This window comes from Acidisoma sp. C75 (genome assembly GCF_054665095.1).
The window spans coordinates 219,417-242,822 of record NZ_BAAFHD010000001.1; the positions used below are offsets into that span (position 1 = coordinate 219,417).

Below are 23,406 nucleotides of genomic sequence, written 5' to 3' on the forward strand. Positions count from 1 at the left end.
TGCGTGAAACCGCGCCCGCCGCCATTCCGGAACGGTTGGGCTTGGGATAGTGACGCTACCCGTGATGAGAGGAGCCTTTGATGCCGATCAATCTGCTACATGCGGGCCCGACGCTGCTCGCGGCCTTCCTCGCCTCGGCGGTGGAGTTCATCGAGGCGCTGACCGTGGTGCTGGCGGTGGGGGCGACGCGCGGCTGGCCAGCGGCCCTTTGGGGCAGCGGCGCGGCCGCCCTGCTGCTCGCCCTGCTCGTGCTCATCCTTGGGCCGCTGCTGACCGCCATTCCGCTCGGCGCCGTGCAACTCGCCCTCGGCACGCTGCTGCTGCTCTTCGGCATGCGCTGGCTGAAGAAGGCGGCGCTGCGGGCGGCCGGCATCATTCCGCTGCATGACGAGGAGGCCGCCTATGCCAGCAGCCGGGCGGCGCTGGCGGCGGGCGGCGGGCGGACGCTCGGGGCGATCGATCCGGCCGGCTTCGCGGCGGCGTTCAAGATCACCATGATCGAGGGGATCGAGGTCGTCTTTATCGTCGTCGCCGTGGGCGCGGCCGGACGGGGGCTGCTCTGGCCGGCAGCGCTCGGCGCGGCGGCGGCGCTGGTGCTCGTCGTCCTCGCCGGCATCGCGCTGCGCCGGCCGGTCGCCATGATCCCCGAGAATATCCTGAAATTCGCGGTCGGCGTGCTGCTCTGCGCCTTCGGCACCTTCTGGGTGGGGGAGGGGGCGGGTATCGCCTGGCCGGGAGCGGATCTCTCCCTGCTCTGGCTCATCCTGGGCTTTCTGCTGGCCGCGCTCGCTGCCGTCCGGCTGGTGGGGCCTGGTCCGCGGAGTGTCACGCTATGAGCGGCGGGAGCGGCCGGGCGGCTGCCGTGCTGCGGCTGATGCGGGATGAGGCCTGGGGCCTTTTCGTGGATGACGGGCTTTTCGCCGGCGCGGTCATCCTCTGGATCGTGCTGGCGGCGGGAATTCTGCCGCGGCTCGGCCTGCCCGGCGCGGTCGTCGGCCTTCTGCTCTTCGCCGGCCTGGCCGGCATCCTGGTCCTGGGCGCCCGGCGCGGCGCCCGGCGTCGCTGAGCCCGGACGGTCGGGCGCGGGCGCCTCGGCGCGGAGGCAGGCTTCAGCCGGCGGCGGCGAGAAGCCGGCGGGCTGCCTTCGGCCGGCCGATGAGCGGCAGGAGATCCTTCAGATCCGGCCCGCTCTCCTCCCCCGTCAGCGCGAGGCGGAGCGGGTGGTAGAGTGACTTGCCCTTGCGGCCGGTCTCCGCGCCGAGGGCGCGCGTCCAGCCGCCGGCGGTTGTCTGATCCCACGGCTCGGGCGGGAGAAGCGCGGCCGCGGCCTGCAGAAACGCGGCATCCTCCGCCAGTACCGGCGGGGTGATCTCGCCGCTCAGGATCTCCCACCAGAGCCGTGCCTCGCGCAGCAGATCGAGATTGCCGCGCACCGCCTGCCAGAAGGCTTCCGTGGCGCCGGCGGGCAGCCTTTCGGCGACCTCGGCGAAGCCGAGGCGTTGCAGCAGATGGCGGTTGAGGGCGAGCAGCTGGCGCGGATCGAAGATCGCCGCCGAATGGGACATGCGGCCGAGATCGAAGCTCGCCACCGCCTCGGCGCGGGTCAGCGGTGCCATGTCGTCCGCCGAGCCGAGGCGGGCGAGATAGCCGATGATGGCATCCGGCTCCAGCCCGTCTTTCCGCAGGCTGCGCACGGAGAGGCTGTCGAACCGCTTGGAGAGCTTGCCGCCCTCGGCATCGGTGAGCAGCGGCAGATGGGCGAAGCGGATGCGCTCCGGCCGGCCGCCGAGGGCGCTCATGAGGTCGATCTGCACGCCGGTATTGGTGACGTGATCCTCCCCCCGGATGATATGGGTGATGCCGAGGTCGAGATCATCGACGACCGAGGTGAAGGTGTAGAGAAAGGTGCCGTCGGCGCGGATCAGCACCGGGTCCGACAGGCTGGCGAGCTTCACCCGCCGCTCGCCGAAAACCATGTCCGGCCAGGCGATCTCCCCATCCGAGAGCTTGAAGCGCCAATAGGGGCGCTTGCCATTGGCCTCCGCCTTGGCGCGCTGCTCGGGCGTGAGGGCGAGCATGGCGCGATCATAGACCGGGGGTAGCCGCCGCTTGAGCTGCATCGCCCGCTTGGCGGCGAGTTCCTCCTCGCTTTCGAAACACGGGTAGAGGAGGCCCGCCGCCTTCAGCCGCTCCGCCGCCGCCTCGTACACGCCCAGCCGCTCGCTCTGGCGCGCGAAGCCCTCCCAGCCGATGCCGAGCCAGCGCAGATCCTCCTGGATCGCCGCCTCGTATTCCGGGCGGGAGCGGGCGGTATCGGTATCGTCCATGCGCAGCAGCAGGCTGCCGCCATGCCGCTCGGCGAAGAGGTAGTTGGCGACGGCGGTGCGTAGATTGCCGACATGCAGATAACCGGTGGGGCTCGGCGCGAAGCGGAGGCGCGGGCGGCCTGCGCTGCCGCTCTCCGCCGGGCGGTTCGCCATCTTTTCTGCTCTGCGGTCTGCTGTGCGGTCTGCTGTGTTCATGGGGTCACCCCATGCCCCATGCCGGCCTGCTCCGTCAAAGGCGGAAGCGGCAGGGCGGGGGTGCCCTGCCGGCGCGTCCGGGGACCGCGTGCCCCCGGCTGGGCATCCCCGGCTCGGCGCCCCCGGCCGAGTGTCCGCGATGGGCGCGCGTCAGACGAGTTCCGCTGCCTCCCGCGCCATCGCCCGGCTGCGCTCCCGGCCGTGGCCGCGGCCGGTGGCGGCGGTTCCCTCCGCCGGCTGGCCGGGCCGGGCGCGGGCATGGCTGCCGGTATCGAAAGCCTCCATCCGGCGGATCAACTCCATCGCCTCCTGGGCGAGGCTATGCGCGGCGGCGGTTGCCTGTTCCACCATGGCGGCGTTTTCCTGCGTCGCCCGATCCATCTGGTTGATCGCCGAATTGACCTCGCCAAGCGCGGAGGACTGTTCATGCGCGCTCGCCGAGATATCGGTGACGACGCTATCGATCTCGCCCACCTGGCTGATGATGCGTTCGAGCGTGCGCCCCGTCTCCCGCACCAGATTGACGCCGGAAGCCACCTGCTGGGTGGAATCGGCGATCAGCCCCTTGATCTCCTTGGCAGCATCGGCCGAGCGTTGGGCGAGGGCGCGCACTTCCTGGGCGACCACGGCGAAGCCACGTCCGGCATCGCCGGCCCGCGCCGCCTCCACCCCGGCATTGAGGGCGAGCAGATTGGTCTGGAAGGCGATCTCGTCGATCACCGTAATGATCTGGGCGATCTTCTTCGACGAGCCTTCGATCGCATCCATCGAGCGCACCGCCTCGCGCACCACATCGCCCGATTTCGCGGCATCGACCTTGGTGCCGCTCACCACATCACGCGCATGGCCCGCGCTTTCCGAGGTCTTGCGTACGGTGGCGGTGATCTCGTCGAGCGCGGCGGCGGTCTCTTCGAGCGACGCTGCCTGGCGCTCGGTGCGCTGGGAGAGATCGTCCGAGGAAGTGCGGATTTCGGAAGACGCCGCCTGCACGGTGCTGGCGCTGAGCTTGACGCTTTCCATCGTGTCGCGCAGCGCGACGATCGCCCGGTTGAGATCGATGCGCAGCGGATCGAGCTCCGGTGTCAGCGGCTCGTCCCCCATGCCGAGCAGCGAGCCGGAGGCGAGCGCCGTCAACGTCGCGCCGAAGCGGCGCATCGCCTCCATCCGGGGCGTGATGTCGGTGGCGAATTTGACGTATTTCTGGATCTTGCCTGCCCGGTCGAAGATCGGGTTGTAGATGCCTTGCAGCCAGATCGTCCGCCCGTCCTTGCGGCGGCGCCTGAAGTCTCCGACGATCGGTTCGCCGCTGTGCAGCTTCTTCCAGAACGCCTGGTACTCGGCCGAGGCAGCCTCCGCCGGGTCCATGAAGATGCGATGGTGCTGCCCTTTGATCTCCTCCAGGCGATAGCCCATTTCCTTCAGGAAATTCTCGTTCGCATTGAGGATCGTGCCGTCGGAATTGAATTCGATCATGGCGCGGGAGCGGTTGATCGCGTTCATCATCTCGGTCAGCTCAACATTCCGGATCCGCTCCGACGCGTCCGACCATTCGACCGCGAAGCCGAGCCGCTTGCCGCCGCGGATGATCGGCGTGACGTAGAGATCGAATGCGGCGGTGCCGACGGTGATCATCGCTGAATGCGGCGCCGTGAGCTTCGCGAGCAGATCCCGTTGATGGGCGGGGTTCTTGTGGAAGATATCGATATTGCTGCCGACCAGCCGATCGACATGGAAGTGCGGCATCTCCTTCTGCAAATCCGGCTCTGCCGCGCGGAGAAAGCGCAGCAGGGAGCGGTTCATGAAGGTGATGGTTAGGTTCTCATCGGCGAGCATGACGTTTCTCTGCAAGAAGTCAAGCGCGGCGCGATGGAGGCGGGAGGTGCCGAAGAGGCGGGGGATCATCGACATGAAAGCTCCAACCATGACAGATTCGATATGAACCTACGATAGTCCTCCTTAAACCCTTATGAATGAGCCGAAACGATCGGGCCTTCAGGCGCCGAGGACATAGCCCATGACGCCGCAAGTGATGGCGACGATAAGTGGGTTGAGTTTGGTGGTGATGAGCACAAATGTCGCCACCACCGTCATCGCCACCTGCACCCAGTTCGATTCCGCGTGCCGCGCGACGACGACGCCGCCGGCCAGGATGAGGCCGACGGTGATGGGGGCGAGGCCATCCTGGAAGGCGTGGCGCACCGGCTTGTCGCCATGCCCCTTATCCCATACGCGGGCGAGGCCATAGACGATCAGCCCTGTCGGGATAACCATGGCTGCCGTGGCGATGAGCGCGCCCCAGACGCCGCCGGCACGAAAGCCGAGCAGGCTGACAATGAGCGTGGACGGGCCCGGCGCCGCCTGGGCAATCGCGAAGGAATCGGTGAATTGCTGCGGGGTCAGCCAATGATAGACCTGCACGCATTGCTCTTCGAATTGCGGAATGACGGCGTTGCCGCCGCCGAAGGCGAGCAGCGAGGTGACGCCGAAGACCATGATGAGTTGCAGCGCAAGCACAAGCGTCATGGCTTCACCCCATCGGGCTTGGCGCCCCCGGCGGCGGGCGGCGGAGTGGCGTGGCGATGATGCGCGCGCCGCCAGGCCCAGGCGATGCCGAGCGGGGCGGCGAGCGCCAGCGTCCACCACAGCGGCCAGCGCAGGATGCCGTTGACGAAGAAAGTGATGGCGAAGAGCAGGATGGGAGCCAGCGAGGTCAGCGTGCTGCGCCCGGTCTTCCAGACCATCTGGAAGGTCATGGCGATGGCGGCGGCGGCGAAGCCATCCAGCACATGTTCGAGGATTTTCGAATGCTGGAAAGCGGCGTAGAGGGCGGCGATGCCGACGAGCAGCAGCGTCGGCATGGCGATGAGCCCGGCCAGCGCGGCGATCGCCCCCCGCATGCCATTGAGCTTGGTGCCCACGAAGACGGCGAGGTTGACCTGGTTGGCCCCCGGCAGGATGCGACAGATCGTCATCGCGCTGAGGAATTCGGCGTCGTCCATCCATTTCTTGCGCGCGACGACCATTTCGCGCGACCAGGCGGATAGCCCGCCGCCGAAGCTCGACAGGGCGATTTCGTTGAAGGTGACGGCGATTTCCCAAGCGGAGACGCCGGGCGCGGCTACGCCCGGCGCGCCGTCGCCAATCGTGGCGAGATCGGCCGCCGCCGGCTTATTCGTGGACGAGTTCGGCATCGTGCGGCAGGTCGTTCTCATCGACCAGATGCACCGTCAGCGGGTCAGGCGGGTCATAGGGCTTCGCCTCGTGCCAATCATCCGCGAAGCTTTCGCAGAAAACGCCGACCGCTTCTGGATCGTTGACAAAGCATCCAAGTTCGCGCCGCAGATCGAAGGCGCTACGGTCGATGTTCATCGAGCCAACGAGCGCCTGCTGATCGTCCGCGATGAGCAGCTTGGCGTGCAGCCGCAGCCCCTTCTGCTTGCGGATCTTGATGCCCTGCATCTTCATCAGCCGCAGCGAGGCGAAGGTATCGAGCACGTCCCACGGGCTGATGCCGTGCTTACCGCCGCAGAGGATGCGCACCCGCACCCCGCGCTCCCGCGCTTGGATGATGCGCTCCAGCACCACGGCATCAACGAACTTCGGATGCTGGATTTCGAGCGTATGCTGCGCCATGTCGATGAATTCGCACATCAGCGCGCGCGAGCCGCGGTTGCTCCAGAGCAGCGCGCTCTCTTCCCGCTGGGTGAAATTCTTGCGTGCCCAGTCCGCCTCGAAACAATCGATCATTTCGGCGATGACCGCCGGGTCGGTGGTCAGCACGCCGTAATCGCGGGTCGCCGTGAAGTATTTCACGCCGAAGTTGAAGGTCGCGATCATCGCCCGCGAATCGTCCACCACCATGGATTTCTCGTGCGTCACGGCGAAGGCCGGGCTGCTCCAGATGACGGAGACGCCGCCCGCCTGGAGCCGCGCCTTCATGTCGTCATTCGCGCGGCTGCCGGAGGAGCGGGCAGGGTTGAGCATGACCCGCACGGCGACGCCGCGCGCCTGCGCCGCGATCAGCGCTTCCGCGAGATCATCGGCCGTGAAGGTGAACATCTTGAGGCGGATGGAGGCTTGCGCGCCGTTGATGAGATCAAGCACCGGCTGGCTGCCCTGCTCGGGCTGCACGATCGCGCGGGCGGTTCCGATCCAGGCGATCTTATGTTCTGTACCCATGCCCGTGTTCCAGCGGCTCCCACGCGATCGAGGATGAACGACCTTTCTAATCCATAGCCTAGCGGAACATCCAGCAGGCGGAAACAGCTTCCGGGCGATTTCACGAGGGCGCGCGCGCAGACGCCTCCGGGCCAGGCAGGATGCGATGCGCGGCAAAGCGCGCGGCGGGCGCGAGAGAGGGCGCTAAATCCTTGATGGGGCAGGCATTTCCTGCGCGATGGCGGAGGCCGGGGCGCGGCTGCCGGCGACCCAGGAAAAACGGGGCTTTCGCAACTGCGAAAGCCCCGCCTGACGCTGCTTCGCCGGGATAGGCGCCCTCAGACGACCTTCTTGAGCGAGGGCGAGGCCTTGAAGCGGACGGTCTTGCCGGCCTTGACCTTGATCGCCTCGCCGGTGCGCGGGTTGAGGCCCTTGCGCGCCTTGGTCTTGCGGACGATGAAGGTCCCGAAGCTCGGCAGCGTGAAGCGGCCGTTCCTCTTCAACTCGCGCACGATCGCCTCCATCACATCGGTCGCCGCGCGGTTGGCGGCGACACCGGTGGTGTCAGCCGATTCCTGGATGACCTGGGCGAGAAACGCTTTCGACATCAAAACCTCGCAATAATGCAGAACATGTCACGACCCCTGGGGGTTCATCAACGATGCTGCGAGTCGCAGCCGCCCAGGGCACCTTTGACGCTTCTTCCCGATTGTCCAATGAGCGTCAACAAGATTTTGGATGAAACGGCTTTCCGGCCAGAGAAAGCTGGCCGGTGTGCCGAAAAAGTCATTCCAGGGGCGCCAAGCTGGCAGCCCCGGTCGCTCACGCCCGGACGAGGACCTCGCGCAGGATCGCGAACATCGCGTCCAGCTCGGCAGCTTCGGCGATGAAGGGGGGTGCGAGGATGATCGTGTCTCCCGCCACGCGGATGACGAGCCCGGCCGCGAAGCAGGCCTTCATCACCGCGAAGCCGCGCTTGCCCGGCGCGCCATCGGCCGCGAGGTCGAAGGCGCCGAGCAGGCCGTAGCCGCGCGTATCGGTCACGATCGGCAGATCCCGCATTCCAGCGATAAGATCAAGGAAATAGGGCGAAAGCGCGCGCGCTCGGGCGAAGAGATCCTCATCGCGATAGAGCGCCAGGGCGGCCAGCGCCGCCGCGCAGGCGACCGGATGGGCGGAATAGGTATAGCCGTGGAAGAATTCGATCGTCTCTTCGGGCGCGACATCGAGGATCGCCTGGCAGATCCCCTCCCGCACCGCTACGGCGCCCATCGGGATGCTGCCATTGTTGATCGCCTTGGCCATCGTCATGATATCCGGCGTCACGCCGAAGGCCTGCGCCCCGAAGGCGGCGCCGGTGCGGCCGAAACCGCAGATCACCTCATCGAAGATGAGCAGGATGCCGTGCTGGTCGCAGATCTGGCGCAGACGTTCGAGATAGCCCTTCGGCGGCACGAGGATGCCGACCGAGCCTGCGATCGGCTCCACGATGCAGGCGGCGATGGTATCCGCGCCATAGATCTCGATCTGCCGCAGCAGATCATTGGCGAGATCCTCCCCGCCATGCGCGCCCTGGCCCATGGCGAAGCGGTTCTCGGGGATCTGGGTATGGCGGATATGGCTGACGCCGGGCAGGCCGAGGCCGAACATCTGGCGGTTCTTGACCATGCCGCCTACCGACCAGCCGCCGAAATTGACGCCATGATACCCCTTGGCGCGGCCGATCATGCGCAGCCGCTGCCCTTCGCCCCGCGCCCGATGGTAGTTGATGGCGATCTTGAGCGCGGTTTCGACCGATTCGGAGCCGCCGCCGGTGAAGAAGACGCGGTTGAGATCGCCCGGGGTGAGGCCGGCAATCTCCGTCGCGAGGCGGAAGGAGCCCGGGGTGCCGAACTGGAAGGCGGGGGCATAGTCGAGCTCCGCCATCTGCTTCGTCACCGCGTCCCGGATCTCGCGCCGGCCATGGCCCGCGGGCGTGGTATAGAGGCCGGAGATCCCGTCCATCAGCCGCTCGCCCTGCGGGTTCCAGTAATGGATGCCCTCGGCCCGCACGATGATGCGCGGCTGCTCCTTGAACTGCCGGTTCGGCGTGAAGGGCATCCAGTGATGGTCGAGCGGTTCGTTGAAAAGCGCGGCGGCGGTATCCATGGCTTGAGACCTCATCGGCGGATCAAGCCTCGGACTATAGCCCCTCGCTTGTTTGATGCCAGCGAAGAAAAAAGCCAGCCGGCGCGCGCCGACCGCGGCTATTCCCCCTCGCCCCAGATGAGGCCGAGCACCCGCTCCCTGAGCGCGACGAAATCGGCGCCGGCCTTGATGCGGCGGATATCCCGCTCCCCCGCCGCACGCGCGAAGGGCGCGGGGATGCGTTCCAGAACCCGCCCCGGCCGGCGGGACATGACGACGATCTCCGTGCCGAGATAGACAGCCTCGTCCACGCTATGGGTGATGAAGAGCACCGTCATCCCCCGCCGCTTCCAGACGGCGTGCAACTCCTCCTGCATCTGCTCGCGGGTCAGCGCGTCGAGCGCGCCGAAAGGCTCGTCCATCAGCAGGATCTCGGGCTCGTTGGCGAGCGCGCGGGCGATGGCGAGCCGCTGCTGCATGCCGCCCGAGAGCTGGTAGGGGTAGCGGCCGCGGAACTCCCAAAGCCCGACGGAGCGCAGCCAGTATTCCACCCGCGCCGCGCGTTCCGAGCGGGGCAGGCCGCGCATGAGGGGGCCGAAGCCGGCATTGGCGGCGACCGTCTTCCAGGGAAAGAGGGCGGCGTGCTGAAAGACGACGCCGCGATCGGGCCCCGGCCCGGTGACCGGCCGGCCCGCCACCTGCACCACCCCGCCGGTGGGGGCGAGGAAGCCCGCCAGCGTCTGCATCAGCGTCGTCTTGCCGCAACCCGAGGGCCCGACGATGCAGATGAAATCGCCGCGCGCGAAGGCGAGGTCGGTCGGCTGCAAGGCGAGGGTCGGCTGCGCCGTGCCGGCGCCATAGGTGACGGAGACCTGCTCGAAGGCGAGGAAGGGCGGGCCGGCCTCTGCTACCGGCTCGGGTGCCCCCGGCTCAGGCGCGGCCGGCTCAGGCAAGGGCCGCTTCCAGATAGGTCGTGTCGATCCCCTTCTGATAGGCGGGCAGGGCGAGCGCCCGGCGAATGCTCTTCTGGCCGACGAGGAATTGCGCCGTATGCTGCAATTCGGCCGCGAAGGCGCCGGGATGGCCAGGGCTGCCGAGCCATTGCGCGGAAAGCTGCGTCTTGAGCGGCACGAAATCATATTGCGCGAGGTTGGCGGCCGCGACATCGGCCGAAACCCCCGCCGCCTTGCCGACGATCGCGGCAGCCTCGGCCGGCTGGCTGCGATAGAGATCGAGCGCGCGGCCATAGGCCTTGAGGATGCCGGTGACGGCCGAAGGATGCGCCTTGGCGAAGGCGTTCCGCGCCACGAAGAGATCGGCGATGACATAGCCCTTGGCGTCGAGCTCCTTATAGGTCTCGAAGACCGCGCCGCCATCGGCGAGGAGTTCCGCCTTGGCCGGGCTCCAGACATAGGCAGCGTCGATATCGCCGCGCTTCCAGGCAGCGACGATCTGTTCCGGCGGCAGATCGAGCACGGTGACTTGCGAAAGCGTCAGCCCATTCGTCTTGAGGAAGCCCATGAGGCGGAAATGCGAGGTGGAGCCGAAGGGCGTCGCGATCTTCTTGCCCTTGAAATCGGCCGGCGTCCTGATGTTCTCGGAAGCGCGGACGGTCATCTCCTCGGCCGGGCCAATATTGTCGAGCATGGCGATCACCTTATAGGGGATGCCCTGGCTGATGCCGGCGGCGGCGGGCGAGGAGCCGATGCCGATGCCGATATCGAGGCTGCCGCCGACCATGCCGGCATTGATCTGCGCGCCGCTGCCCATCTCCACCCAGTTGATCTTTGCCGCCGTCGCCTCCTCGAACCAGCCTTGCGCCTTGGCGATCATCGTCGGCTTGGTTTCCACGAAATAGCCGATGGTGATGGTGGGGGTGGCGCCTGCCCGCGCGCCCGCCGGCAGGCCTGCCGCGGCTGCAAGCCCGGCAGCCCCTGCCAGCAGCCGGCGGCGGGAAAGGGGAGATGTCTCAGCCATGCCTTACTCCTGATCCTTGAAGGGTGAAGCCAAGTGCCGGCTTACCGGCCGGCCCAATGCACGATGCGCCGCTGCATGAACGCGAGGCCGCGATCGAGCGCGATGCCCATGGCAGCGATCATCAGGATGCCGGCCAGCACGTAATCGCTGCGCAGAAAGCGCCCGGCATCGAGGATGAGCCAGCCGATGCCATTGGCGCCCGCGATCATCTCGGCGGCGATCAGCGTTGCATAAACGATGCCAATCGAGAGCCGGGCGCCGATGAAGATCTCGCCGAGCGCCGAGGGCAGCACGACATGCAGGAAGATCTGGCCGCGCCCGGCGCCCAAGGATTGCGCCGCCCGCACCCGCTCGGCCGAGACCCCGCGCACGCCATCCCGCGCCGCGATCGCCGAGACGGGCAGGGCGGCGAGGAACAGCAGCACGATCTTCGGCGTCTCGCCGATGCCGAACCAGATGATGAGCAGCACGAGATAGGCGAGCTGCGGCAGCGGGCGGAGGAATTCGATGAAGGGGGCGGCCAGCGCGTCCACCACCTCGGACATGCCCATGGCGAGGCCGAGCAGCGTGCCGATGAGGGTGCCGAGGCCGAAGCCCACCGCCACCCGCAGCAGGCTGAGGCCGATATGGGCGCCGAGGCTGTAGCCCTTGTAGCCATTGAGCACGAGATCGGCCGCACCGCTCCAGAGTTCGTCCGGCGTCGGCAGCAGCAGGTCCGAGACGAGGCCGCCATAGGTCGCCCCCGCCCAGGCGCCGAGCACGAGGGCGATGCTGGCGAGGGTGACGGCCGAAGGGTGGCGGCTGAGCCAGCCCCTCACTCCCGCCCCCGCCAGTGGATGAGCGCGCGGTCCGCCCGCAGCAGCACCCCGTTCAGCGTCATGCCGAGCAGGCCGAGCAGGATGATGCCGAGCAGGATGACGCCGTTGCGCAGGAACTGGCTCGCCGAGAAGATCATCCAGCCGAGCCCGTCGGAGCCGGCCATGAGTTCGGCGGCGACGACAGTCGAGAATGCGGCGGCAAGCGCGATGCGCAGGCCGGTCGAGATGGTCGGCAGGGCCGCCGGCAGCAGCACATGGCGGAAGATCTGCCCGCGACCTGCGCCTAAAGATTGCGCCGCCTGGATCTTTTGCCGCGGCACGGCAGCGACGGCGGCATAGGTGGCACTCGTGATGATCGGGAAGGCGGTGAGCGCGAGCAGCGCGATCTTCGCCGCATCGCCGGTGCCGAGCCAGAGCATGAGCAGCACCAGGAAGGAGAGCGGCGGCAGCGGGCGGAGGAATTGCACGATCCAATCGAGCGCGGCCGCCGCCAGCCGGCTCGTTCCCATCCAGAGGCCGAGCGGCACGCCGAGCAGCGCGCCGAGAGCGAAGCCGCCGAGGGCGCGGGCGAGGGTCGCGGCGATATCCTCCCCCAGGCTGGTGCCGCGATAGCCGTGGCGCAGGATATCCGAGAGATCGGCGAGCACCTGGGCCGGGGAGGCGAGCAGCCCGCCGGGGATGAGGTGGAGGCTGCCGACCGCCTGCCAGCCGATGAGCGCCACCAGCATGGAGAGGCCGCCGAGCGCATGGCGCGCGGCCGGGCGAAGCCGCCGCTCCCCCCACCCGCTCGCGCCGCTCATGCCTGCAAGACCTGATGATGCATCGCAAGATGGTATGATCGTGCTCACATTCCCGTCAAACCGGGCAGCCTCGCGGGGCGGCGGGGCGTGATTGCCAGGCCGCGCACTTCCCCCTATTGCAGCCCGCACTCGCCAGTCTCTCCGAGGAGCCGCGCTCATGCCCTATGACTTCGATCTTTTCGTCATCGGTGGCGGATCGGGCGGCACGCGCTGCGCACGGATCGCGGCGGGCTACGGTGCCCGCGTCGGCATCGCCGAGGAGCGTTTCTGGGGCGGCACCTGCGTCAATGTCGGCTGCGTGCCGAAGAAGCTGATGGTGCAGGCGGCCGAATATGGCATCTGGGCCGAGGATTCCCGCGGCTTCGGCTGGCAGGGGGCGCGCGGCCAGCATGATTGGGCCGCCTTCATCGCCGCCAAGGATCGCGAGATCGACCGCCTGCAGGGCACCTATCGCGCCCTGCTCGGCCGCGCGGGCGCGCAGATCTTCGACGCGCGGGCGGTCTTTCTCGACGCGCATACGCTCGATGTCGGCGGCAGGCGCGTCACCGCCGAGCATATCGTCATCGCCACCGGCAGCACGCCGCAGAAGGCCGATATCCCGGGCGCCGCGCTTGCCGGCATCACCGACGATCTCTTCTATCTGCCGCACCGGCCGGAGCGGCTCGCCATCATCGGCGGCGGCTATAGCGCCGTGGAATTCGCCTGCGTCTTCGCCGGCCTCGGCTCGGAGGTGCATCTCATCTACCGCCAGCCGCTGCCGCTGCGCGGCTTCGATGCGGATCTGCGCGCGGCGCTGGCCGAGAGCATGGCCGAGCAGGGCATCCACCTCCATTCCGGGGTGGTGCCGCTGCGCATCACCGAAGCGGGGTCGGCCGCGCTGCAACGCTCGGTCCATCTCTCCGACACGAGCGAGATCGGCGTCGATTTCGTGGTGATGACGACGGGGCGGGTGCCGCATGTCGCCGGCCTCGGGCTCGATCGCGCGGGCGTCGCCCTCGATGCGGCGGGGGCGGTCGCGGTCGATGCCGGCAGCCGCACGACGGCGCCGCAGATCTACGCCATCGGTGACGTGACGGACCGGCTCAACCTCACCCCGGTCGCGATCGCCGAGGGGCATGCGCTGGCCGATACGCTGTTCGGGGGCAATTCGCGCGAGGCGAGCCATGAGAACGTGCCGACGGCGGTGTTCTCCTCGCCGCCGATCGCGAGCGTCGGGCTGACCGAGGAGGAGGCGGCCAAGCGCGGGCCGGCCGATATCTATCTCAGCCGCTTCACGCCAATGCGCCATACGCTCACCGGCCGCGCCGGGCGGCGCGCGCTGATGAAGCTGGTGGTGGACCAGGCGAGCCAGCGCGTGCTCGGCGCCCATATGCTGGGCGACGATGCGCCCGAGATCATGCAGGGCCTCGGCATCGCGGTGCGGATGGGCGCCACCAAGCAGGATTTCGACCGCACGATCGGCATCCATCCGACGGCGGCGGAGGAGTTCGTGACGATGCGCACGCGCAGCCGCGTTGCGGGCGCCGCAGAAGCGGCCGAGTAGCATTTCCGTGCGTTTCGGCCGATAACACCCGGCCGCGCCCTGCTTTGGTGGCGCGGCCAAGACCCTGAAGAGACCCCCCGACCGAGCCCGTGCAGGGCCGGGGCGGCGCCCGGCACGCAAGGCGGCGCCGCCGCAGACGAGGAAGAGACGCATGAGCCAGACGGGAAACAGCCGTTCCCCCGAGATCCGGGCCGCCGAGGGGTGGAGCCCGGCGAGCTGGCGCGACAAGCCGGTGAAGCAGATCCCCGCTTATCCGGATCCGGAACGGGTTGCGGCCGTCGAAGCGCGGCTCCGCCGCTATCCGCCGCTGGTCTTCGCCGGCGAAGCGCGCCGCCTCAAAGCCTCGCTCGCCGAGGTCGCGGCCGGCCGCGCCTTCGTGCTCCAAGGCGGGGATTGCGCGGAAAGCTTCGAGGATTTCACCGCCAATATCATCCGCGATACCTTCCGCGTGCTCTTGCAGATGGCGGTGGTGCTTACCTTCGGCTCCAGCGTGCCGGTGGTGAAGATGGGCCGCATGGCCGGGCAATATGCCAAGCCGCGCAGCGCCGATACCGAGACGGTGGGGGATGAGACGCTGCCGAGCTATCGCGGCGATATCATCAACGGCCCGGCCTTCACGCCGGAAGCCCGGGTGCCGGATCCGGCGCGGATGGAGACCGGCTATTTCCAGTCCGCCGGCACGCTCAACCTGCTGCGTGCCTTCGCGACCGGCGGCTATGCCGATCTGCATTCGGTCCATCGCTGGAATCTCGGCTTCGTCGAGCGCAGCCCCTTGGGCGAGCGCTATCAGGATCTCGCCGCCCGGATCGACGAGACGCTGAACTTCATGCGCGCCTGCGGCATGACGGCGGAGACCGCGCCGCAGATCCGCGAGACCGAGTTCTACACCAGCCACGAGGCGCTGCTGCTGCCCTATGAGGAAGCGCTCGCCCGCGTCGATTCGACCACCGGCGAGGCCTATGCCTGCTCGGCCCATTTCCTCTGGATCGGGGACCGCACGCGCCAGGCAGACGGCGCGCATGTCGAATTCATGCGCGGCATCCGCAACCCGATCGGCCTCAAGGTCGGCCCATCGACCGAGCCTGAGGATCTGCTGCGGCTGATCGACACCCTCAACCCCACGAACGAGCCCGGGCGCCTCACCCTCATCAGCCGCATGGGGATCGAGAAGGTCGAGAGCAAGCTGCCGCGCCTGCTGCGCGCCGTGCGCCAGGCCGGCGCCTCAGTCGTCTGGCTCTGCGATCCCATGCATGGCAACACGATCTCGACCAGCCATGGCCGCAAGACCCGCCGCTTCGATTCCATCCTCGGCGAGGTGCGCGCCTTCTTCGAGGCGCATGCCGCGGAAGGCAGCTGGCCGGGCGGCATCCATGTCGAGATGACCGGGCAGGACGTGACGGAATGCGTCGGCGGCGCGCATCGGCTGACCGAGGCCGATCTCGGCCGGCGCTACGAATCCTTCTGCGATCCGCGGCTCAATGCCGAGCAGTCCCTCGAACTCGCCTTCCTGGTGGCGGAAGAGCTGAAGGCCCGCCGGGTGCCGACGGCCGCCGCCGTGGCGGCCGAATAAGCCCCCGGGCGGCAAGCGGAAAGGCGCGCGGCGATGGATACGCTCTCGGCAGGGGATCTGGTGGAGGCGGAGAAGATCGCCGCCTATACCGATACCTATTTCAACAAGACCAAGGCGATCGTCAGCCGCTTCGGGGACAAGACCGTGACTTACGCGGTCTTTCTCCGCCGCCCGGTGATCTCGGCGCCCAAGCTGATGCTGGATTGGATCGGCGCGGTTGCCGCCGCGCGCGGCACCCGCTTCGAGATCGAGGTTTTGCAGGAGGAAGGCAGCTGGGTCGGCGCGGGCGAGCCGCTGCTCACCATCACCGGCAGCTATGTCCACCTCACCGATCTCGAGACGCTCTTCCTGCAGAAGCTCGGCGCCGTCTGCGTCGCCGCGCATCATGCCTATCAGATGTGCATCGCGCTGCCCGGCGTCACCTTCCTCGCCATGGAGGCGCGGCACTGCGCGGGCACCGAGATGCAGGCGATGATGGCCTATGGCGCCTCGGTCGGCAGCCGCGCGGCGCAGCGCGAGGGGGCACGCGGCTTCATCGGCAATGCGAATGACGCGACGGCGCATTTCTTCGGCGCGCCGCGGGGCTTGGGCACCATGCCGCACGCCCTCATCGGCTATGCCGGCTCCACCGTGCGGGCGGCCGAGATGTATCACGAGACCTTCCCGGACGATCCGCTGACCGTGCTCGTCGATTACTTCGGGCGCGAGATCACCGATGCGCTCGCCGTCTGCCGCCGCTTCCCCGATCTGGTGGCGGCCGGGCGTGTCTCCGTCCGTCTCGATACCCATGGCGGCCGCTTCCTCGAAAGCCTCGACCCGGCGGCGAGCTATGCCGTGCTCGAACGCCGCAGCCCCGGCGCCATCCGCCGCTACCGGTCGGATGCCGAGCTGCGCCACCTCGTCGGCACCGGGGTTTCGGCGGCTGCCATCTGGCGTATGCGCGAAGCGCTGGACGAGGCGGGCTTCGCGTCGGTGCGCATCGTCGCCTCCTCGGGTTTCGGGGTGGATAAGTGCCGCGTGATGGCCGATGCCCATGCGCCGATCGACGTGGTGGGCACCGGCAGCTTCATCCCCGACCATTGGCATGAAACATACGCCACGGCCGATATCATCGCCTATGACGGTGAGCCGCGCGTCAAGCTCGGGCGCGAATTCCTGCTGCAAAGGCGGAGTGGCGCGGCCGGCTAGGCACGGCTCGCTTCCTCGTCATGCCCGGCGAGGCGCGGCCGGCGGGGCGCGGCCGGCGAGGCGCGGCCGGCTTCCTTGTCATGCGCGGGCTCGACCCGGGCATCCACCGCCTGCCACAAGCAGAAGCAAGCCGGTTCTTTCTTGAAAGGCCTCGTCGGGCGCAAAGAACCAAAGAACTTCCGGTATATGAGAGGGCCAGATGGCCGCTTTGGGGGGGGGGGGGGCGGAATGTTGGCAACTGAAAAAATGATCGTTAAAGCGGTCAGTAAAGATCGTAGGCAGATCTCCGCCGTTACTTCTGCTTCGAGCGGCTCGTTGCACCTTAATATGAATTTTAGACCGTTATCATTCTGATCGTCCCCTCATAGACTGCCCGACTGTCGACCGGGCTCTTGAACAGGACTGCCAGGAACCGACTTGCGAAGTCACGCTCGAGGACTTTGACCATTGCAGCATAGACCTCTTCACAGTGACTCTCTAGGGGCAGTCTGGCCAGACTTGCTTCAAAATCCGCAATGGTCGACGATAGAATTGATGTCTCCGAAGTCCGTATCACGGCTGCAGCGAGTATCCTGTTGCCGTGGATCAAAGTGCCCCATTGGTAGCCACTGCGCCTCAGAATGAGATTCTTTTTGTTTTCGATCCAATTATCTATTCGGCGAAGAAGCACGGTGGCATTATAAGCGCGAACACCACTCAGACTCGGATTGAATAAGGCTCGATAAGGAGCCCTGCTAAGATCGATGAAAATGCGGCCGATACCAGTCTTTACGATTGTTGCATGGTTTGGATCGCCGGATGCACAAGCCAGTGCTGTTGTAACCTCGATCAGTTCACATGCTTTGGCTGACGGAATATAATCATCGCTCCGCACAAACTGATATTCTACTCCTTCCATCGCCATCTCCAGGCGCAGGCGCGTCTGCTCTGGATCTTGTGCAACAAAGTCTCGAAGCTCTACCCTGTTCTGCAGATTGTTGGTGCGTGTTACCTGCCCGCCAAAACCTTCTGGAGTTGCACGCAAAAGAATAACTCGTATGGGAACGCGAACACGAGCCAACCGTTCGTCGTCTTCGTCCTTAACACGACCTAGAGAACTGACCGTTTGCGCGCCATTTACTATTGAAGCACCCTTCAATGAGAAGACGCCAGCCGATCGTGAAGCGGTTGCGCCGGGCGCGCGTAAAACTTCATCAGCAATGAGTGTGATGCCGTTATTGAAATACCAAAAGTGCTCAGGATAGGTTACAGCAGTCCGCTTAAGCTGCTCATTTACGTCCGTTGGGCCAAGGCTGTATCGAAGATTTTCCGCGACTAATCGCCGACCATGTTTCACCCACCACGTCTTTAGCTGCGAGCCGTCGATGACGCCAAAGTATGCACGATAAGGCTCATTAACCGGCGACCAATCGAGAATAGTCGGTTCCAAGTCTATCCGACCGGCCAATTGGTTTGCAGCAAGCGGTGGATAGATCTCTGCGAGGCCAAGTAGTCGCTCGCTTGCAAGGGGCTCAGCGTCGGATCCATTCAGTTCATTTAAAATCCTGGCGATTACGGCGGCACCGTGCTGCGAAAGGTTACTATTTCCAGTTGTTACTATAACTAGACGCAGCGTGATGCCAGGTGTATTGATTGCGCGGCCTATGACTTGCAGTTTGCTTCGCAGGCGCTTTGCGAAGTTGTCCGCTTCATCTTCTACTAAATCGCGCACCCCGTCAGCGAAGGAAGAAAGCTCTCTAGCTGCGGGCTCACCACTTCCGTCGTTGAACCATTTGGCTTGAGCTATAACAACTTGAGAGCCATTGATATCGTGATATACCGCATCAAGGCCGTTGTCGTCTTGTCCGTCCCACACGGCTTCTGCGGCATCTTTATCGCTGCAGCCTGCTTCGAGCGCGATTGCCAAAGCAGCCAGACAGCGAGTCAGAACCTTTTGGTCGCGTTCCTGATCATCCGGGCTCAGATCATCTAGAGACAGAAAGCCTTCGAATCTCTCGCGCAATCGCGCCTTGATCTGTCGAACTCGTAGAGTTGTCATAATGCAGGTCCCGAAATGACGCCCGCAGCGTCTTACCGGTAGATAGTTGCAGCCGCCCGCCGAAACGTCAACGTAGCTCCATAACCATATCTACATGGTGGCGAACGTCTGCTTCAGGATTGACGGACTTGAGGCATGGTCGTCCTGGGTGGGTCGGCACCCGATGTTCATGCTATGCGAGACCTACGATGCTCTTCGTCTTTCCTCCTGATACCTTCGGGATCGTCGTACTCGACTATGATCGACCGTATGACGACCCTCTCGCGGTCAAACGGGGTGATATCGTTCATCCTGTTACGGATAGTGCGATGAGAACCGACGTCCTGGGCTGGGTCTGGTGCCGAGCGCCAGATGGACGTGTCGGGTGGGTTCCCTATCAGTGGTTTGCGCAAGCTGCGGAAGGATGGCAGGCGCTTCGGGACTTCTCAGCGCTTGAACTCACGGTAAAAGCGGGGGACCGGTTACGTCTTCTTCACGGTGAGAGCGGCTTTCTGTTTTGTGAGGCGGCCGGTGGCGAGCGGGGATGGGTGCCAGATGGGGCAGTCATTGCCGAGGAGTAGCCCTACTGCGTTGGAGAAAAGTTGCTTTGGCCTCGCCTGGGGAAATGACCGCTTCAGAGGTCATTCTGGTTTTGCGCCTTCTGCCGTCATGGGTCGGAAATAGCCATCCGCCGCAGACCAAAGAAGCCTCAAGTTGAAGCCATAGATACGATGATATGGAACAGGATCGGGGCGGTCATCACCTTCGATGAAGGCACCGGCCAGTTTCGTGGTGGGTTCATCGGCCTGAACGGGGGGATGCCGCGGGCCTGCCAGACCGCCGCTCCCGCCTCACCTGCCGTGATAAGCCGCAATGAGGGTCAGATCATGCCGTCGGCCGGTGATGAGGAGCCCGGCTGGCTGCCGCTGCAGCCGTATCGTATCGCTGTCCCATCGCCGCAGGCGGCTCCGCGCCGGCCGCCACTCCGTCGTCTCTCCGGCGCGGCGGAGAAGGCGGGCTCCGTCAAGTATGGCGGTGATCGCCGCCTCCCGTTCCGGCGGCAGCCAGAGCCGGCAGGGGGCAGCCCGCCACATGACGAGGATAACACCCGCATAGGCGCCGAGCAGGGCGGGGATGGCACGCGCCGCGCCCCAGCCGCTCCAGTACAGACCGAGCAGCAGCGCCGCGCCGAGGATGGTGACGGTGATCGCCTGATCGGCGCCGTAGATCGGCAGCAACAGGCGGCGGGCGAGGCCCTGCGCCGGCCGCACCACGCCGTCAGCCACGGCCACGCTCATACGCTCTCTGCCCGTTCGAGGCGCGCGATCCGCCCGGCCTCAGCTCTGCACCAGGATATGGATATCGCCGTGCCGCTCCATCACGTTGAGCGCCACTTCCTCGCCCGTGCGGCGGATATGAACGGTGATGCGCGCCGAGCCGATGGCGATGTTGTGCAGCACCATCCGCTCCAGCACCGGCGGCAGCTTCGGATTGCGGAAGATGACGGATCGGTTCTCCGGGTTGATCGAGAGGCCGAGGGAGGCTTGCAGCAGCGCCGGCAGTGCCGCCGCCGCCCAGGCCTGGGGTGAGCAGGCAACCGGATAGAAGGTCGGCCCCTGGCCGCGCTGGCGCGGAAAGCCGCAGAAGAGTTCGGGCAGGCGCCGCATGTCGATATAGAGCGCGGCGGAGAACAGCCCCTCGAAAATCCGCGTCACCGCTTCGGTCTGGCCATAGCGGGCGAGGCCCATGGCGATCAGCGCATTGTCGTGCGGCCAGACCGAGCCGTTGTGATAGGACATCGGGTTGTAGCGCGCCTCGGTGGTGGCCACCGTGCGGATGCCCCAGCCGCAGAAGAAATCCTGGCTCATGAAGCCTTCCGTCATCCGCGCCGCGCGCTCTGGCGCGACGATCCCGGTGACGAGGAGATGGCCGGGGTTGGAACTCCGCACCCGGCAGGGCTTCTTGGCGCCATCGAGGGCGAGGGCATAGGTGCCGATCTCCTCGCACCAGAAGGCCGCCTCGAAGGCTGCGCGCAGCGCCTCCGCCTTGGCCGCCTGCTCGGCCGCGATCGCGTGATGCCCCAACCGCTCGCCCATCAGCGCCATCGCCCGCCGCGCGGCAAAGACATAGCCCTGCACTTCGCAAAGCGCGATCGGACCCTCGGCGAGCGAGCCATCGGCGTGGAAGACGCTGTCGTAACTATCCTTCCAGCCCTGGTTCTGCAGGCCGCTCTCGGTCGCGCGGAAATATTCCACGAACCCGTCTCCGTCCCGATCGCCATAGCGGTCGATCCAGCCGAGCGCGGCCTCGAAATGCGGCCAGAGCTGCCGGGCCGTCTCGTCATCCCCCGTCCGCTCGATATAGGCGCCGGCGAGCATGAGGAAGAGCGGCGTGCTGTCGATCGAGCCATAGTAGCGGCGGAACGGCACTTCGCCGAGGAGGGCCATCTCGCCGTTGCGCATCTCGTGCAGGATCTTGCCGGGCTCGGCATCGGATGCGGCGTCAACCTCGGTCGCCTGCACCTCGGCCAGGAAGCGCAGCACGCCGCGGGCGATCGAAGGGTCGATCCACAGCGCCTCATAGGCGGTGATCAGCGCATCGCGGCCGAAGGCGGTGGTGAACCAGGGAATGCCGGCATAGGGGTAGAGGCCGCTCGGCTTCTCGGTGATGAGCATGTAGAGATCGGCGATGGCGCGGCGGATCGCCTCGTTGAACAATTCGTTGGAGCTTTCCATCGCCGCCGCGCGCGCCGAGCGGCTGCGCATCCAGCGCCGCGCCTCGACATAGCTGCGCAGAAAGCTCTCGCGCACCGGGGCGGTGGGGATCGGCGGCACATCGCCCGCATCCGGATCGGTGCAGGCGATTTCGAGATAGAGCACGGCGCGGCCGGCCGGCGGCAGGGTGAGGTCGAAGATCGCCTCCTCGGGGCCGATGCGCGTCGGCGCCGGGCTGAAGCGGAGCCGCGTTTCCCGCCGCCGCTCGTCAAGCCCGGTATAGCCGAGCGTCACGCGATCCTCGCCGACCACAGGCTCCGCCCGCCTGCCATGGCGGAGGCGCTTGGTGCCGCGCACCTCGAAGAGATCGGCGAAGTCGCAATCATAGGACAGGCTGAGGCGCACGGTCTGCGCCACATGGGCGAAGCTGCGCACCTGCAGCCGCTCATAGCAGCAGCCATGCTGCATGAAGCGCATGCGGCGGATATGGATGAGGCCGTGATCGACGACGACGCTGCCATCCCGCAGCAGATCGGGGTTGGTGAGGTCGCAGATCAGCGCGGTATTGTCGTCCCGGATGGTGGAGCTCAGCAGCACCGGGCTGCCCCCGCCGATGGCGAGGGTGAAGCGCGAGAGATGGCGCGTATCGCGGTTGTAGAGCCCCTCGGTGCCGCCCTCATAGGGCGCGATATTGCCCGAGAGGTCGAAGACGCCGAACATGTCGGCGTTCTTCAGGGTGCGGAACTGCCGCTCCTGCAAGGAAAGCGCCGCGCCTACGGCATAGGGTGGCTCGCTCGCATCTTGCTGCCCGCTCATCTGCGCGTCCCTCTCGCTCGCCGGCGCAGAGGCGGCGGGCCATCCGCCCCCTCTGTCGTCTCGGCCGGCTTCTCAACCCGTGAAGGAGGCGACCTTCCGCCAAAGGTCGATCCCGCCTTCCTGGGCATGCGGCTCGATCGCCGCCAGCTCTTCCGCAGTGAAGGCGAGGTTCTGCGTCGCGTCCAGAGCGTTATCGAGCTGGGCGACGTTGCGCGCGCCGATGAGCGCGCTCGTCACCGCCGGGTTGCGCAACACCCAGGCGATCGCCATCTGCGCGAGGGACTGGCCGCGCTTCTCGGCGATCTCGTGCAAGGCGCGCACGCGGGCGAGGTTTTCCTCCGTGATCAGCCCCTGATCGAAGGATTGCTTCTCCGCCGCGCGCGTCCCTTCCTTGATGCCGCCGAGATACTTGTCGGTCAGCAGGCCCTGCGCCAGCGGCGAGAAGGCGATGCAGCCGGTGCCGATCTCGCTCAGCGTATCGAGCAGGCCTTCCTCCACCCAGCGGTTGAGCATGGAATAGGAAGGCTGGTGGATGAAGAGCGGCACGCCGCGCTCGCGCAGCAGGGCATGCGCCTTGCGGGTGAGTTCCGGGCCATAGGAGGAGATGCCGACGTAGAGCGCCTTGCCTTGCCGCACGATCTGCGCCAGTGCATCCATCGTCTCTTCCAGCGGCGTCTCGAAATCCGGGCGGTGGGAATAGAAGATGTCCACGTAGTCGAGCCCCATGCGCTTGAGGCTCTGGTCGCAGCTCGCGATGAGGTATTTGCGGCTGCCGCCCATGCCGTAGGGGCCGGGCCACATATCCCAGCCGGCCTTGGAGGAGATGATCAGCTCATCGCGATAGGGCAGGAAATCCTTCTTGAGGATGGTGCCGAAATTCTCTTCGGCCGAGCCGTACGGAGGGCCGTAGTTGTTGGCGAGATCGAAATGCGTGACGCCGCGATCGAAGGCGCGGCGGAGGATGGCGCGGCCGTTCTCCAGCCGGTCGGTGCCGCCGAAATGGTGCCAGAGGCCGAGCGAGATCGCCGGCAGCTTGATGCCCGAGCGGCCGCAGCGGCGGTAGGGGATGGCGTCGTCATAGCGGGTGAGATCGGCAACATAGGTCATCGGGTTATCCTCGCAGAGCGGTCTGTGACCGGGCGAGCCTAGACCGGCT

At 66.4% G+C, this 23,406-nt stretch carries 21 protein-coding genes; 6 read left to right on the top strand and 15 right to left on the bottom strand.

All coding sequences use genetic code 11. The features are described from left to right. Positions 1-80: 80 nt before the first annotated feature. The gene (locus ACYQ7X_RS00985; RefSeq protein WP_459694949.1) at positions 81-836 is read left to right on the top strand and encodes a hypothetical protein; all 756 of its coding nucleotides are present in this window, start codon (positions 81-83) and stop codon (positions 834-836) included. Continuing rightward, positions 833-1,066 (top strand): hypothetical protein, encoded by a 234-nt coding sequence (locus ACYQ7X_RS00990; protein ID WP_459694950.1) that lies wholly within the window; start codon positions 833-835, stop codon positions 1,064-1,066. Before ACYQ7X_RS00985 ends, ACYQ7X_RS00990 begins: the two co-directional genes overlap by 4 nt. 43 nt (positions 1,067-1,109) lie before the next feature. Here ACYQ7X_RS00990 and gltX read toward each other — a convergent pair whose 3' ends face one another. The 11 genes from gltX to ACYQ7X_RS01045 all read right to left on the bottom strand — a co-directional run bounded on the left by gltX (position 1,110) and on the right by ACYQ7X_RS01045 (position 12,402). Further along, the gene (gene gltX / locus ACYQ7X_RS00995; protein WP_459694951.1) at positions 1,110-2,480 is read right to left on the bottom strand and encodes a glutamate--tRNA ligase; all 1,371 of its coding nucleotides are present in this window, start codon (positions 2,478-2,480) and stop codon (positions 1,110-1,112) included. A 192-nt stretch (positions 2,481-2,672) separates the two neighbouring features. Further along, the gene (locus ACYQ7X_RS01000; RefSeq protein WP_459694952.1) at positions 2,673-4,430 is read right to left on the bottom strand and encodes a methyl-accepting chemotaxis protein; all 1,758 of its coding nucleotides are present in this window, start codon (positions 4,428-4,430) and stop codon (positions 2,673-2,675) included. A gap of 84 nt (positions 4,431-4,514) precedes the next feature. Beyond that, positions 4,515-5,045, bottom strand: a complete 531-nt coding sequence (locus ACYQ7X_RS01005; protein WP_459694953.1) for a chromate transporter — start codon at positions 5,043-5,045, stop codon at positions 4,515-4,517. Continuing rightward, positions 5,042-5,713 (bottom strand): chromate transporter, encoded by a 672-nt coding sequence (locus ACYQ7X_RS01010; RefSeq protein WP_459694954.1) that lies wholly within the window; start codon positions 5,711-5,713, stop codon positions 5,042-5,044. Before ACYQ7X_RS01010 ends, ACYQ7X_RS01005 begins: the two co-directional genes overlap by 4 nt. Further along, positions 5,691-6,701, bottom strand: a complete 1,011-nt coding sequence (locus ACYQ7X_RS01015; RefSeq protein ID WP_459694955.1) for a phospholipase D-like domain-containing protein — start codon at positions 6,699-6,701, stop codon at positions 5,691-5,693. Before ACYQ7X_RS01015 ends, ACYQ7X_RS01010 begins: the two co-directional genes overlap by 23 nt. A 317-nt stretch (positions 6,702-7,018) precedes the next feature. Continuing rightward, positions 7,019-7,288 carry an HU family DNA-binding protein gene (locus ACYQ7X_RS01020; RefSeq protein WP_459694956.1) on the bottom strand — a complete coding sequence of 90 codons (270 nt, stop codon included), beginning with the start codon at positions 7,286-7,288 and terminating at the stop codon, positions 7,019-7,021. A gap of 214 nt (positions 7,289-7,502) precedes the next feature. Then, positions 7,503-8,828 carry an omega-aminotransferase AptA gene (aptA, locus tag ACYQ7X_RS01025; protein WP_459694958.1) on the bottom strand — a complete coding sequence of 442 codons (1,326 nt, stop codon included), beginning with the start codon at positions 8,826-8,828 and terminating at the stop codon, positions 7,503-7,505. Positions 8,829-8,926: 98 nt separating this feature from the next. Then, positions 8,927-9,760: an ABC transporter ATP-binding protein gene (locus tag ACYQ7X_RS01030; RefSeq protein WP_459694959.1), complete on the bottom strand. Its 834-nt coding sequence runs from the start codon at positions 9,758-9,760 to the stop codon at positions 8,927-8,929. Then, the gene (locus tag ACYQ7X_RS01035; protein WP_459694960.1) at positions 9,753-10,784 is read right to left on the bottom strand and encodes a taurine ABC transporter substrate-binding protein; all 1,032 of its coding nucleotides are present in this window, start codon (positions 10,782-10,784) and stop codon (positions 9,753-9,755) included. The genes ACYQ7X_RS01030 and ACYQ7X_RS01035 overlap by 8 nt, the downstream gene beginning before the upstream one ends. Positions 10,785-10,825: 41 nt before the next feature. Then, entirely contained in the window at positions 10,826-11,602 is a 777-nt protein-coding gene (locus tag ACYQ7X_RS01040; RefSeq protein WP_459694961.1) for an ABC transporter permease, read from the bottom strand. After that, entirely contained in the window at positions 11,599-12,402 is an 804-nt protein-coding gene (locus ACYQ7X_RS01045) for an ABC transporter permease (protein ID WP_459694962.1), read from the bottom strand. The genes ACYQ7X_RS01040 and ACYQ7X_RS01045 overlap by 4 nt, the downstream gene beginning before the upstream one ends. 157 nt (positions 12,403-12,559) lie before the next feature. Between ACYQ7X_RS01045 and gorA the strand changes: the two genes are divergently transcribed. The 3 genes from gorA (at position 12,560) to ACYQ7X_RS01060 (ending at position 16,703) form a co-directional block, all read left to right on the top strand. After that, the gene (gene gorA, locus ACYQ7X_RS01050; protein WP_459694963.1) at positions 12,560-13,945 is read left to right on the top strand and encodes a glutathione-disulfide reductase; all 1,386 of its coding nucleotides are present in this window, start codon (positions 12,560-12,562) and stop codon (positions 13,943-13,945) included. Positions 13,946-14,096: 151 nt separating this feature from the next. Next, entirely contained in the window at positions 14,097-15,515 is a 1,419-nt protein-coding gene (locus ACYQ7X_RS01055) for a class II 3-deoxy-7-phosphoheptulonate synthase (protein ID WP_459694964.1), read from the top strand. A gap of 33 nt (positions 15,516-15,548) precedes the next feature. Next, a complete protein-coding gene (locus ACYQ7X_RS01060) occupies positions 15,549-16,703 on the top strand; it encodes a nicotinate phosphoribosyltransferase (protein WP_459694965.1) in 1,155 nt (384 codons plus the stop codon). Positions 16,704-17,037: 334 nt separating this feature from the next. Here ACYQ7X_RS01060 and ACYQ7X_RS01065 read toward each other — a convergent pair whose 3' ends face one another. Continuing rightward, positions 17,038-18,705, bottom strand: a complete 1,668-nt coding sequence (locus tag ACYQ7X_RS01065) for an AIPR family protein (RefSeq protein WP_459694966.1) — start codon at positions 18,703-18,705, stop codon at positions 17,038-17,040. A 224-nt stretch (positions 18,706-18,929) separates the two neighbouring features. Between ACYQ7X_RS01065 and ACYQ7X_RS01070 the strand changes: the two genes are divergently transcribed. Continuing rightward, entirely contained in the window at positions 18,930-19,301 is a 372-nt protein-coding gene (locus ACYQ7X_RS01070; RefSeq protein WP_459694967.1) for an SH3 domain-containing protein, read from the top strand. Between the two features lie 270 nt (positions 19,302-19,571). Here ACYQ7X_RS01070 and ACYQ7X_RS01075 read toward each other — a convergent pair whose 3' ends face one another. The 3 genes from ACYQ7X_RS01075 to mgrA form a co-directional block, all read right to left on the bottom strand. Next, positions 19,572-20,012 carry a hypothetical protein gene (locus ACYQ7X_RS01075; RefSeq protein ID WP_459694968.1) on the bottom strand — a complete coding sequence of 147 codons (441 nt, stop codon included), beginning with the start codon at positions 20,010-20,012 and terminating at the stop codon, positions 19,572-19,574. A 45-nt stretch (positions 20,013-20,057) separates the two neighbouring features. Beyond that, positions 20,058-22,250 (bottom strand): amylo-alpha-1,6-glucosidase, encoded by a 2,193-nt coding sequence (locus ACYQ7X_RS01080; RefSeq protein ID WP_459694969.1) that lies wholly within the window; start codon positions 22,248-22,250, stop codon positions 20,058-20,060. A gap of 72 nt (positions 22,251-22,322) precedes the next feature. Next, on the bottom strand, positions 22,323-23,357 hold the full coding sequence (mgrA, locus tag ACYQ7X_RS01085; protein WP_459694971.1) for an L-glyceraldehyde 3-phosphate reductase: 1,035 nt from the start codon (positions 23,355-23,357) through the stop codon (positions 22,323-22,325). Positions 23,358-23,406 lie beyond the last annotated feature (49 nt).